The organism is Streptomyces sp. NPDC041205, assembly GCF_055591765.1.
The window spans coordinates 143,206-155,047 of the sequence record NZ_JBVIZH010000008.1 but is presented as its reverse complement, the minus strand read 5'-3'; the positions used below and the strand labels follow the sequence as shown (position 1 = coordinate 155,047).

The following is an 11,842-nucleotide window of genomic DNA, read 5'->3' as shown; positions in this document are numbered from 1 at the left end:
GAGTGCGCCGCCGTAACGCCGCCACCGCACGTCCGCCCGCGCTCGGCGTCCTGCCGGGCGCGGACGAACGCCGTCTGCCGCGCACCCTGCACCCGCTGGCCTGGTGGGTGTGGGCGCTCGCGCTCGCCACCGCCGTGAGCCGCACCAACAACCCGCTGCTGCTGTTCCTCGTCCTCGCCGTCCTCGGCTATGTGATCGGCATGCGCCGCACGGAGGCGCCGTGGGCGCGCGGCTTCAAGTACTACCTGTACCTGGCGCTGACCGTCGTCGCGATCCGCGTCCTGTTCCGGGCGGTCTTCGCCACCGGCATCACGCCCCACGACCACTTCCTGTTCTCCCTGCCGCACATTCCCACCCCCGACTGGTACGCGGGCATCCAGCTCGGCGGCCCCGTCTCCCTCGAGGCCGTGCTCTCGGCCGCCATCGACGGGCTGCGGCTCGCCTGCATGCTGTGCTGCGTCGGCGCCGCCAACACCCTCGCCAACCCCAAGCGGGCGCTGCGCGTCCTGCCCGGCGCGCTGTACGAACTCGGCGTCGCCGTCACCGTGTCGATCAGCGTCGCCCCGCAACTGGTGCAGAGCGTGCAGCGCGTGCACCGCGCCCGGCGCCTGCGCGCGGGCCGCACCAAGGGGCTGCGGGCCCTGCGCGGCGTCGTCGTCCCCGTCCTCGAGGACGCCCTGGAGCGTTCGCTGCGCCTGGCCGCGGCCATGGACTCGCGGGGCTACGGACGGGCGGGGAGCGCCACGAAGGCCTCCCGACGGCTGACCGGGGCGCTGATGCTGCTCGGCATGTGTGGCCTGTGCGCCGGCGCGTACGGACTGCTCGACGCCTCCACGCCGACGTTCCTCGGGCTGCCCGCGCTCGCGGCCGGGGCGGTGCTGTGCGTGGCGGGGCTGCGGCTCGGCGGGCGGCGCGTCACCCGGACCTCCTACCGGCCCGACCCGTGGCGGTTCGAGGAGTGGGCCGTCGCCGCCTGCGGTGTGCTGTCCGCCGTGCTCCTGTTCACCAACGTCGGCTTCGACGCGGCCGAACTCAACCCGTCCCTCTACCCGTTGAGCTGGCCCACGTTGCCGCTGGTCCCGGCGGCGGCGATCCTGCTCGCGGGCGCCGCCGGATTCCTCGCGCCCCCGCCGCTGCCCGCCACCGCCCCGCAGGCCGCCCCGCGCGTGCCCGCCCGGCGATCCGAGAAAGCCACCGCCAAGTGATCACCTTCGACCACGTCAGCGTCCAGTACGACGACACCGTCGAACCCGTCCTCAGCGACGTCGACCTCACCGTCGAGGAGGGCGAACTCTGCCTCGTCGTCGGCCACACCGGCGTCGGCAAGTCCACCCTCCTCGGCGCGGTCAACGGACTCGTCCCGCACTTCACCGGCGGCACCCTGTACGGCACGGTGACCGTGGACGGCCGCGACACCGCCGGGCACCCGCCCCGGGAACTCGCCGACGTCGTCGGCGTGGTGGGCCAGGACCCGCTCGACGGCTTCGTCACCGACACCGTGGAGGAGGAACTCGCCTACGCCATGGAGCAGTTGGCGGTGCCGCCCGCCACCATGCGCAAGCGCGTCGAGGAGACCCTGGACCTGCTCGGCCTCGCGGACCTGCGCCACCGCGCCCTGTACGAGCTGTCGGGCGGCCAGCAGCAGCGCGTCGCGATCGGCTCCGTCCTCACCGCGCACCCGCGCGTCCTTGTCCTGGACGAGCCCACCTCCGCCCTCGACCCGACCGCCGCCGAGGAGGTCCTCGCGGCGATCACCCGGCTCGTGCACGACCTAGGCGTCACCGTCCTGCTGGCCGAGCACCGCCTGGAGCGGGTCGTGCAGTACGCCGACCGCGTGCTGCACCTGCCGGGTGACGGCCGGGTGGTCTCCGGTCCGCCCGCCGACATCTTCCGTACGACCACGATCGCCCCGCCGGTGGTGGATCTCGGCCGCCGCGCCGACTGGACGCCGCTGCCCCTGTCGGTGCGCGACGCGCGCCGCGCCGCCGCCCCGCTGCGCGCCCGCCTCACCGGGGCGCCCGTCCCCGCGGCCCGGCCCCCGGCCCCCGCGGCCGGACGGCCCCGGCTCCTGGACGCCCGGGGCGTGAGCGTCCGCTACCGGGGCCAGGCCCTGCCCGCCGTCCGCGAGGCCGACGTGGAGCTGCGCGGCGGCGAGACCACCGCCCTGATGGGCCGCAACGGCTCCGGCAAGTCGTCGCTGCTTTGGGCGCTCCAGGGGTCGGGGACGCGGACGGACGGGACGGTGCGGGTGGTGCCGTTCGGGGCGGCGCCCGGTGAGGAGAGCGGCTCCCGTGACCCGGGCGCCGTCCCCGCCACCGAGGCCCGGCGCCTCGTCGGGCTCGTCCCGCAGACCCCCACGGACCTGCTCTACCTGGAGAGCGTGCGGCAGGAACTCGACCAGGCGGACGCCGAGTCGGCGGTGGCGGACGGGCCGGGCGCCCGCGCGATCCTGGACCGCCTCGCCCCCGGCATCGAGGGCGACACGCACCCCCGCGACCTGTCCGAGGGCCAGAAGCTCGCCCTGGTCCTCGCGATCCAGCTGTCCGCCGCGCCCGGCGTGGTCCTCCTGGACGAGCCGACACGCGGCCTCGACTACCGCGCCAAGGCTCAACTCACTTTGATCCTGGACGAGTTGGCGGCCGAGGGGCGTGCGGTCGTGGTGTCCACGCACGACGTGGAGTTCGTCGCGAGGACCGCAGACCGGGTCGTCGTGATGGCCGAGGGCGAGATCGTCGCCGACGGCCCGGCCGCCGAGGTGATCGTGGCCTCACCGGTGTTCGCGCCGCAGGTGGCCAAGGTGCTCGCGCCGCTGCCGTACCTGACGGTGGAACAGGTGTCGGCGGCGCTCGTGGCGGACGAGGCGTCGGTGGAGGGGGCATCGGGGGACGGGGCGCCGACGGGGTCCGCGCCGGAGCAGGCCGCCGAGGTCCTCGCGCCGCAGCGGGCCGCCAAGGTCCCCGCGCGCACGAAGGCCGAAGCGGGTGGCGACCGGTGAAGGGGCGCGCACAGCCCCGTACCACCGCGATCCGGATCACCCCCCGCGCCGGAGTCGTCATCGCGATGGCCGCGTTCCTCGGCGTGGTGGCCTTCTTCTGGCCGTTCGTGGTCGCCCCCGGCACCTTCGGCTCGACGTACGCGCCCCTGCTCATCTTCGGCGTGCTGCTCGTCCTCGTGCTGTGCGTGGTGATCTCTGAGATCGCCGAGGGCGGCATCAACTCCAAGGCCCTCGCGATGCTCGGCGTGCTCTCCGCCGTGAACGCGGCGATCCGGCCCCTCGGCGCGGGCACGGCCGGGATCGAGACCGTCTTCTTCATCCTCGTGCTCGCCGGGCGTGTGTACGGGCCGGGCTTCGGCTTCACCCTCGGCTGCACCTCGCTGTTCGCCTCGGCGCTCATCACGGGCGGGGTCGGGCCGTGGATGCCGTACCAGATGTTCGGCTGCGCCTTCGTGGGCATGCTCGCGGGCCTGCTTCCGCGGGCCACGGGGCGGCTCGAAGTGCTGATGCTCGCGGTGTACGGATCGCTGTCCGGCTATCTCTTCGGGTTCCTCCTGAACCTGTCCTTCTGGCCCTTCTCCCTCGACCCGAACAGCTCCATCGCCTACCTCCCCGGGTTGCCCTTCACCGAGCAGTGGCAGCGCTACATCGCCTTCGACCTCGCGACGTCCCTGGGCTGGGACACGGGCCGGGCCGTGACGAACTTCGTCTGCGTGCTGCTCGCGGGCCCGGCCGTGCTCACCGTCTTCAGGCGCGCCGCCCGCAAGGCCCGCTTCCAGGCGCCGGTGCGGTTCGCACCGGCCGCGCGCCCGGCCGTGGACAGGGCGGACGGGGCGGACGGCGGCCCCTGAACGTACCGTCGGGGCATGCGCATCGTCTCCCTGCTCCCCGCGGCCACCGACATCGTCGCCGAACTCGGCCTGCTCGACGACCTCGTGGGCCGCACGCACGAGTGCGACTGGCCGCCCGCGCGGGTGGCCGCCGTGCCCGTGGTCACCGCGGCCGGGTTCTCCTCGGACGCGCTCGGCAGCCGGGAGATCTCCGCGGCCGTCGGCGGCTCCTCGCACAGCGGCTCCTCGCTCTACACCCTCGACGTCGCGGCCCTGTCCCGGCTCGCCCCCGACGTGGTGCTCACCCAGGACCTCTGCGACGTGTGCGCGGTGTCGTACGAGAGCGTGCGCGACGCCGTCCGGGTCCTCGACGGCGAAGGTCCCCGGGTGCTCAGCCTGGAGCCCCGGCTCCTGGACGACGTCCTGGACTGTGTCGTGCGCGTCGGTGAACTCCTTGGCGTCGGCGTGGTCGCGCGCGAGCGCCGGGAGGAGCTGCGGCGGCGGCTCGCGGCGGTGCGGCGGCTGACGCGGGGGCGCCCCCGGCCGCGTACCGTCGCCATCGAGTGGCTGGACCCGCTGTGGCCCGCGGGCCACTGGGTTCCCGAACAGATCACGTGCGCCGGCGGCGAACCGCTCCTCGCGGCGCCGGGCGAGCACACCCGGCCCATGGACTGGGCGGCCGTACGAGCCGCTCGGCCGGACGTCGTCCTTGTCCTCCCCTGCGGCTTGAGTCCGGAGCGCACCCTGCGGGAACGCGCGCTCCTGGAGGCGCTTCCGGGCTGGGCCGACCTGCCCGCCGTACGGGACGGGCGCGTCTGGGTCCTGGACGGCCCGGCGTACTTCAACCGCCCTGGCCCGCGCGTCGTGCGGGGCGCGGAAGTGCTCGCCCAGGTGCTGCACGGGGTGTCGGCCGGGGAGCCGGTCCGTGAGGAGGAGGCACGGCGGTTGCGCTGAGGGCCGCCTTCCGGAGCCCGCGCGGGACGCTTGGGCCGCCAGACATCGGAGCACAACCATTGGCCATCGTTGAGGGTCAAGTGACATGAAGCAGTGGTGAATTCCGCCGGACATCCGCCCGACGGGCAGTCGTCCGTCCGCTGTGACATTCACCCAGCCGACCTCCGAACGAAGGAACCACAGGAAGCCCTATGTCGCGAGCAAGCCGTCGAGTACGACTCACCGCACCCCTGATCGCCACGTTCCTGCTGACGGGCGGGCTCACCGCCTGGTCCCTCGGACAGGGCCAGGCCGAGGCCGCCGCCCCCACCGCCAAGAAGGCCGCCGCGAAGGCCTCCGACGACTTCAACGGCGACGGGTACGCCGATCTGGTGGTCGGCGCTCCCGGCGCCACCGTCTCCGGGAAGAAGAAGGCCGGGTACGTCGCGGTGACGTACGGCACCAAGAACGGCCTCGACCCGGCCCAGAAGAAGATCATCAGCCGCTCGACCAGCGGCGTCCCCGGTTCCGCCGCCACCAAGCAGGAGTTCGGCAGCTACTCCGCCAAGGGCGACCTCGACGGCGACGGCTTCACCGACCTGGTCATCGGCACCGGCGGCCAGGCCGGCAGCGCGGGCGCGGTGGTCCTGTGGGGCGCCAAGTCCGGCCTGACCGGCGGCACGAAGATCGCCACCTACGGGTTCCGCCCGCAGGCGGGTGACTTCGACGGCGACGGCAAGACCGACCTGGCCCTGTTCGCCGGAGTCGCCTACCACGGCGACGACCCGGTCGGGCAGAAGGCGAAGCTCTGGAAGGGCCCGCTCACCCGCACCGGGACCCCCGCGGGCACGCTCGACTTCATGGAGAAGTCGCAGTGGTCGAGCTATGACGACGACGAGCGCCCCAGCCCGGCCTGCATCCAGAACCACGACGTCTGCGTGGACGGCCCCAGCTCCGTGAAGGGCCCGGTCATTCCCAAGGCCGTCGGCGACATCAACGGCGACGGCCGCGCCGACATCGCCGTGAACGACTACTACGGCGACGGTTCGTGGGGCAACAGCATCCTCTACGGCAGCCCCAAGGGCTTCACCCGGGGCGACGCCCCCGGTTCGCGCGGCGCCCTCGCGGTCGGCGACATCAACGGCGACCACTACGACGACATCGTGTCCGCCAACCTCTACGAGGAGGAGAGCAAGGTCACGGTCGGCTACGGCTCCGCGAACGGCGTGAAGGACGGCGTCCAGCGCTTCGACCAGGACCTGCCCGGCGTGCCCGGCGCCCAGGAGGAGGGCGACCACTTCGGCGGCGCCCTCGCCGTGGGCGACGTCACCGGCGACGGCTACGCCGACGTCGCGGTCGGCGTGCCCGGCGAGGACGTGGGCAGCGTCACCGACGCGGGCTCGGTCGTCCTCGTCCGCGGCAGCGCCGCCGGCGTGACCGGCACCGGCGCGCAGGTCTTCCACCAGAACACGGCGGGCGTCCCCGGAGTCGCGGAGAAGAACGACCAGTTCGGCGCGGTCACCGCTCTCCTCGACGTCAACGGCGACGGCCGCCGCGACCTGGCCGCCTCCTCCGTCCACGAGAACGCCGACGCGGGCGCCCTGTGGTCCCTGCGCGGCGCCTCCACCGGTCTGACCGTCACGAACGCCGTGGCCTTCGGACCCAAGGACCTCGCGGCGCCGTCCGTCGCGGCGCTCTTCGGCAGCGACCTGCGCTGACCCGACGGCCGCCGATCCGGCGGCTCAGGGGCGGGGACGGACCGCACGGCACCCGCCGTGCGGTCCGTCCCCGCCCCGTCGTCGTTCCGGTCCCGTCCTCGTCCCTGCCCCGCTCCGCCTCAGCGGCCGATCACCGGATAGTGGTCGGACAGGTTGTCGTACGTGTACTCCTTGCCCCAGCTCGACACCGTCCAGGGCGTGGTGGTCTCCTTCACCACGTCGTTCTGCCAGTTCGCGGGACGGGCGTGGCCCGTGCGGTGCAGCACGTGGTCGAGGTCCTCGCGCGGGTCGTCCGGGTAGCGCTCGGAGGCGATCGAGTTGTCCTTCGTGTCGAAGGAGTACGGGTGACCGGTGCGGGCGTCCGCGGGGGCGAGCCCGGCGTCGTCGAGCATCGAGGCGTACTCGTCGCTGTGCCGGTCCACGTTGAAGTCGCCCGCCACCAGGACCTGTTCGCCCGCCGGGATCTTCTTGGCGTCGAGGAAGGCGTCGAGTTCCTTGAACTGCGCGGCGCGGGTCCGGGCCGCCTGGCCCGCGGCGCACCCGGGGTCGGTGGACTGGGCGTGGGTGCCCACGACGTGGACCTTGGTGCCGTTCACGTCCAGGACGGTGTAGACGAAGCCCTTGTTGGAGAAGTAGTCCCCGCCGCAGGCGTCCTTGTAGACGTACTGCTCCTTGCGCAGAATCGGCCACTTGCTGAGGACGGTCACCCCGCCGTCCTCCGGGGTCGTCGCCGAGTAGGCGCCGCCGGTGGCGTCCCAGCCGCTCTTGGACCGGCCCATCACCGGCGTCTGGTGCGGGTACGCGGCCTTGGCGTTCGCCTGGAGCGCGTCGGAGGAGGAGTTGTCGAAGGCCTCCTGGAGGACGACGACGTCGTTGCCCCGGAAGAACCCGGCGGCCGGGATCGCCTTGGCGCGGTGGTCCTGGCCCCAGTTCGGGTACAGCGTCTTGCTGAACAGGAAGGCGTTGTACGTGAGCACCTTCAGCTGCGGGGTGTCCGCCGCCGACGCGGTGGGCGCGGTGGCCACCAGCGTCGCCGTCGCGGCCAGTGCCACGGCGGTGGCGCCGACCGTGTACGTACGCGGCGTGGAGTGGGGCATGAGGGTTCTCCCTGTGGGGTGGGGGACCGGGCCGCGAGGGCGACACCGGCGCCGTCATCCAAGGCAGCGCCGGTTACGCCCAGGTGGCTTAGGTGTGTTGATCACTTGACGTGTCATCACAACTTGCACACCTGGGGTGTCCGCCGCTCCGTCGGGACACCGGAGCGCACGCCGATCCGCCGGGCTCCCGGAGCGTCCGCCGCCCCGCCGGGATCCCGCCCCGCGCGTCAGGAGTCGTGCCGCAGCCGGTCGCGCTGGATCTGGTAGGCGAGGGCGCGGCGCACGGAGGCCGGTGCGGTGGTGGCGGCCTCCGTGCGCACGGGGACGTCGAGGCCGCGGCTGATCCGGTCGTAGGCGTCCCGGAAGCCGCGGGGCAGCTCGGGGCCGCGCCGCCGCAGGTCCTCCTCGACGAGGCGCCGCAGCTCGTCGACGTGCTGCGGCGTGAAGCGCTTCTTGCCCCGGGCGATGGCGTGGACGTAGCGGGCGCAGTGGGCGACCTCCGGGGAGGTCTCGACGATCTCCTCCGCGAGGCCCCACAGGCGCCCTTCGAGCCATGGGACGTCGTGCTGGTCGAGGGAGAGGTCCGGCGGGGGCGGCGCCTCGTCCTGCTTGTACTTGGCCACCTGCTTGGACACCGCGGGCTGACTCATCTCGGTGAGCCGGGCGATCCGGTCCTGGGTCCAGCCGAGATGGACGAAGACCTTGATCATCTCGGCGCGCAGCGCGCGCATCTCCTCGCCCGCGCGGATGACCTCGTTCATGGAGGCGAGCATCCGCTCGGCCTGCTCCTCGGTCAGTGCCCCGGTCGGCGGCCCGGGATGTCGCCGCGCACTCTCTTCGCCTGCCACAACCCGGTTATACACCCGGCAGGGCAGGTCTTCATAACCGGGTTGTATAACCTGGTTATGGCTGACAGTATCCGAGCCATGCCCACCTTCTGCGCAACCGACGGAACCCGGCTCGCCTACCGCGAGACCGGCCACGGCGCCCCACTCGTCTGCGTACCCGGCGGCCCGGCGGACTCCGCCTACCTCGGCGACCTCGGCGGCCTGTCCGCACACCGCAAGCTGATCGTCCTGGACCTGCGCGGCACCGGACGCTCCGAGCCGCCCGAGGACACGTCCTCCTACCGCTGCGACCGCCTCGTGGACGACGTCGAGGCGCTGCGCGCCCACCTCGCCCTGCCCGAGATCGACCTCCTCGGCCACTCCGCGGGCGCGAACGTCGTCGCGCAGTACGCGGCCCGCCATCCGGCCCGCGTCGCCAAGCTGGCCCTCGTCGCCCCCGGCGCCCGGGCCGTCGGCATCGCCGTCACGGGGCAGGAGCGCCGCGCGCTGGCGCGGGGCCGCGAGGGCGAGCCGTGGTTCCCGGCCGCGTACGCCGCCCTGGAGGCGATCACCCGGGGCACGGGCAGCGACTGGGACGCGCTCGCGCCCTTCTTCTACGGCCGGTGGGACGAGGCGGCCGCCCGGCACCACGCGGACAGCCGACCGGCCAACGACGAGGCCGCCGCCCTCTTCGGGGCCGAGGGCGCCTTCACCCCGGATGCCACCCGAGCGGCCCTCGCCACGCTCCCGGCGCCCGTCCTGCTGCTCGCCGGAGAGTTCGACCTGAACAGTCCGCCCGCGCCGACGGCGGAGTTCGCCGGGCTGTTCCCCGACGCCACCTACGTCGTGCAGCCCGGGGCGGCGCACTTCCCCTGGCTCGACGACCCCGGCCGGTTCGTGGCGACCACCGCGGAGTTCCTGGGCTGAGGGCGCCCGGGGAGCACCCGCCGTGGTGCGCTCAGGTCGCCGGTGCCGTCCCGGGGCAGTGCGCGGGGTCGTGCTCGCCGCCCCGCGACAGCCACGCGTGCAGGCAGCACGCCGCGTTGAGTTCGGTCCAGCCGCGGTTGACCTCCTGGAACAGGGACGGCCCGAACGGGGGCTCCGGGCTGGGGCGCGCGGCGAGTTCGGCGCGCTGGGCGAGGGCGCGGGCGCAGCGCAGGGCGGCGCGCTCGCGCCGGGCCCGCGCGGCAAGCAGTCCGGCCCCGTGCACGAGGCCGACGGCGGGGAGCCAGGCGTGGGACTGTGCGGCGTATGCGGCGCTCGCGGTGAACAGCGCGGCGCCCGCAGCCAAGGCGCGGTGGTCGGTCATCGGCGTCTCCTGTGCGGGGTGGGGGCGGGTACGGGATATGGGGCGCCCGGGGCGCGCCCGGCACCGCTGCCGCGGCCGGAGAGCGTCCCTGCCGCGCGCAATCCTTATGCCCCGTTCTGTCGTGTTGACGCAGTGACTCGTTGAAGTCGCACCGTGTCTTGAGGGATGCGCCGCCACCGGCGCGCGCTGTGAAACGAATCACATCGGAGACCTGTCACGGTATTCCGGCGCGGGGTGTCTCGATGGGTGTCCGACGAGAGGAGCAGGGTGTGATGCGCGAGTGCCGACGCGTACGCGTGGCGGGGGTGAGTCATGGCTGAGGACGCCTTCACCGAGCACCGGCCGCTGCTGTTCACCATCGCCTACGAGATGCTGGGCAGCGCCACCGACGCCGAGGACGTGCTGCAGGAGAGCTATCTGCGGTGGCGCGCGGTCGACCAGGACGAGGTCGAGCACCCGCGCGCCTACCTGGTCCGCATCGTGACCCGGCAGTCCCTCAACCACCTGCGCGCGGCCAAGGCCCGACGCGAGGAGTACGTCGGCTCCTGGCTGCCCGAGCCGATCCGGACCGCGCCCGGCGTGAGCGACGACGCGATCCTCGCCGAGTCGGTGTCGATGGCCATGATGCTCGTCCTGGAGACCCTGAACCCCACCGAGCGTGCCGTGTTCGTGCTGCACGACGTGTTCGGCTACACCCACGGTGAGGTCGCCGCCTCGATCGGCAAGACCGAGGTGACCGTCCGGCAGATCGCCCACCGCGCCCGCCGCCACGTGCACGCGCGGCGCCGCCGCTTCGAGCCGGACTCCGACGCGGGTCGGGAGATCGTCCAGCGGTTCCTGTTCGCGGCGTCGACCGGCGAAGTGCAGTCGCTGATGGACCTGTTGGCGCCCGACGTCGTGCAGATCTCCGACGGCGGCGGGAAGGTCGTCGCCGCCCGCCGCCCGATTGTCGGACGCGCCGACGTCGCCCGCTTCGTCCTCGGCGTGATCAGCGGCATCACCGCGGCGACCCAGGTCGAGTACGCCACGTACAACGGCATGCCCGCGGCGCGGTTCGTCACCGACGGGGAACTCGACTGGCTGGTCGCCTTCGAGATCCACGACGGCCGGATCACCGGCCTCTACGGCATGCGCAACCCGGACAAGCTGCATCGCGCAGAGGCGGTGCTCCCGCTCGACAGAGGAGGCAACCAGCCATGGAAACCATGATCGTTGAACGCGTCGTCGCCGCTCCGATCGAGGACGTCTTCGCCTGGCTCACCACGACCACCAACTACACGCGCTCCCCCCTGGTGGTGCGCTGCCGCCTGGCCCGGCCCGGCGAGTCCGCGCCGTACGGCGTCGGCGCGGTGCGCAACCACCTCTGGCTGATCGGCTGGTTCCGGGAGCGCATCACCCACTACGACCCGCCGTACGCCACCGAGTACGTCGTCGACCGCAGCTTTCCGCCGTCCCGGCACGAACTGGGCCGGATGACGTTCGAGGAGGTCGAGGGCGGCACCCTGGTGCGCTGGGCCACCCGCGCGGAGATCCCCGTCCCGCTGATCGGTGGCTTCCTCACCCGCCGCGTCGCGCGCCCCATCATCACCCGCACCTTCGGCAACATCCTCGACACGGCCCACAGCGCGCTGGCCCGCCCCCGGGCCTCGGCTGCCCGCTGAGTACCGGCCCGGGTGGCGCTGACCGGTCCCCGCCGTTGATGACCGGGTCGTCGGGCGTGTTCTCCTGAGCGCGACGCGGTGGGACGCTCCGCGCCGGATCGTGGACGTCCTGTCCGTGTCACCGCTGGGCGTGGTCCCGGAGCTCCAGCGTCAGGGCATCGGTACGCAGCTCATCGCCCACGCCCTGGCGGCGGCCGACAGCCAGGGCGCGCCGTTGGTATTCCTGGAGGGTTCGCCGCGCTACTACGGCGCGCGGTTTCGAGGGTGCCGGCGCGGTGGGCTTCCGTTCGCCGTCGCTGCGTATTCCTGAAGCCGCGTTCCAGGGCGCCCGGTTGTCCGCTCACGAGCCGTGGATGACGGGCACCTTCGTCTACTCAGAGGTCTTTTGGGCCTTTGACTGCGTCGGCCTGCGCGCCTCCGAGGCGTGACTGGCTGCTCACAGGCACTCGACCTGATCCCCACCGCCGCCTCA

13 protein-coding genes are annotated in these 11,842 nt (G+C 73.2%); 10 read left to right on the top strand and 3 right to left on the bottom strand.

Features of this window, described 5'->3' with window-relative positions; all coding sequences use genetic code 11:
• The first annotated feature begins 2 nt into the window (after positions 1–2).
• The 5 genes from ACZ6BG_RS30435 to ACZ6BG_RS30415 all read left to right on the top strand — a co-directional run bounded on the left by ACZ6BG_RS30435 (position 3) and on the right by ACZ6BG_RS30415 (position 6,476).
• The gene (locus tag ACZ6BG_RS30435) at positions 3–1,205 is read left to right on the top strand and encodes an energy-coupling factor transporter transmembrane component T (RefSeq protein WP_469007441.1); all 1,203 of its coding nucleotides are present in this window, start codon (positions 3–5) and stop codon (positions 1,203–1,205) included.
• Positions 1,202–2,995, top strand: coding sequence for an ABC transporter ATP-binding protein (locus ACZ6BG_RS30430; protein WP_469007440.1), 1,794 nt, complete (start codon positions 1,202–1,204; stop codon positions 2,993–2,995). Before ACZ6BG_RS30435 ends, ACZ6BG_RS30430 begins: the two co-directional genes overlap by 4 nt.
• Before the next feature lie 65 nt (positions 2,996–3,060).
• Positions 3,061–3,846, top strand: a complete 786-nt coding sequence (locus ACZ6BG_RS30425) for an ECF transporter S component (RefSeq protein ID WP_469007683.1) — start codon at positions 3,061–3,063, stop codon at positions 3,844–3,846.
• Between the two features lie 15 nt (positions 3,847–3,861).
• Complete coding sequence (locus ACZ6BG_RS30420) at positions 3,862–4,779, top strand: ABC transporter substrate-binding protein (RefSeq protein ID WP_469007439.1); 918 nt, start codon at positions 3,862–3,864, stop codon at positions 4,777–4,779.
• Positions 4,780–4,970: 191 nt separating this feature from the next.
• On the top strand, positions 4,971–6,476 hold the full coding sequence (locus ACZ6BG_RS30415) for an FG-GAP-like repeat-containing protein (RefSeq protein ID WP_469007438.1): 1,506 nt from the start codon (positions 4,971–4,973) through the stop codon (positions 6,474–6,476).
• A 119-nt stretch (positions 6,477–6,595) separates the two neighbouring features.
• Here the strand turns inward: ACZ6BG_RS30415 and sph are convergent, their stop codons facing one another.
• Both sph and ACZ6BG_RS30405 read right to left on the bottom strand, forming a co-directional pair.
• Entirely contained in the window at positions 6,596–7,573 is a 978-nt protein-coding gene (gene sph / locus ACZ6BG_RS30410) for a sphingomyelin phosphodiesterase (protein ID WP_469007437.1), read from the bottom strand.
• Between the two features lie 227 nt (positions 7,574–7,800).
• Positions 7,801–8,421, bottom strand: a complete 621-nt coding sequence (locus ACZ6BG_RS30405) for a sigma-70 family RNA polymerase sigma factor (protein ID WP_469007436.1) — start codon at positions 8,419–8,421, stop codon at positions 7,801–7,803.
• Positions 8,422–8,499: 78 nt separating this feature from the next.
• Here ACZ6BG_RS30405 and ACZ6BG_RS30400 point away from each other — a divergent pair, with 78 nt between their 5' ends.
• Positions 8,500–9,327 carry an alpha/beta fold hydrolase gene (locus ACZ6BG_RS30400; RefSeq protein ID WP_469007682.1) on the top strand — a complete coding sequence of 276 codons (828 nt, stop codon included), beginning with the start codon at positions 8,500–8,502 and terminating at the stop codon, positions 9,325–9,327.
• A gap of 31 nt (positions 9,328–9,358) precedes the next feature.
• On the opposite strand, the gene ACZ6BG_RS30395 is transcribed toward ACZ6BG_RS30400, so the two are convergent.
• Positions 9,359–9,709 carry a hypothetical protein gene (locus tag ACZ6BG_RS30395; RefSeq protein WP_469007435.1) on the bottom strand — a complete coding sequence of 117 codons (351 nt, stop codon included), beginning with the start codon at positions 9,707–9,709 and terminating at the stop codon, positions 9,359–9,361.
• 312 nt (positions 9,710–10,021) lie between these two features.
• Between ACZ6BG_RS30395 and ACZ6BG_RS30390 the strand changes: the two genes are divergently transcribed.
• From ACZ6BG_RS30390 to ACZ6BG_RS30375, 4 genes are all read left to right on the top strand, one after another.
• The gene (locus ACZ6BG_RS30390; protein WP_469007434.1) at positions 10,022–10,918 is read left to right on the top strand and encodes an RNA polymerase sigma-70 factor; all 897 of its coding nucleotides are present in this window, start codon (positions 10,022–10,024) and stop codon (positions 10,916–10,918) included.
• Positions 10,906–11,370, top strand: a complete 465-nt coding sequence (locus ACZ6BG_RS30385) for an SRPBCC family protein (RefSeq protein ID WP_469007433.1) — start codon at positions 10,906–10,908, stop codon at positions 11,368–11,370. The genes ACZ6BG_RS30390 and ACZ6BG_RS30385 overlap by 13 nt, the downstream gene beginning before the upstream one ends.
• Before the next feature lie 64 nt (positions 11,371–11,434).
• Complete coding sequence (locus ACZ6BG_RS30380; RefSeq protein ID WP_469007681.1) at positions 11,435–11,680, top strand: GNAT family N-acetyltransferase; 246 nt, start codon at positions 11,435–11,437, stop codon at positions 11,678–11,680.
• On the top strand, positions 11,646–11,798 hold the full coding sequence (locus tag ACZ6BG_RS30375) for a hypothetical protein (RefSeq protein ID WP_469007432.1): 153 nt from the start codon (positions 11,646–11,648) through the stop codon (positions 11,796–11,798). The genes ACZ6BG_RS30380 and ACZ6BG_RS30375 overlap by 35 nt, the downstream gene beginning before the upstream one ends.
• The last annotated feature ends 44 nt before the right edge of the window (positions 11,799–11,842 follow it).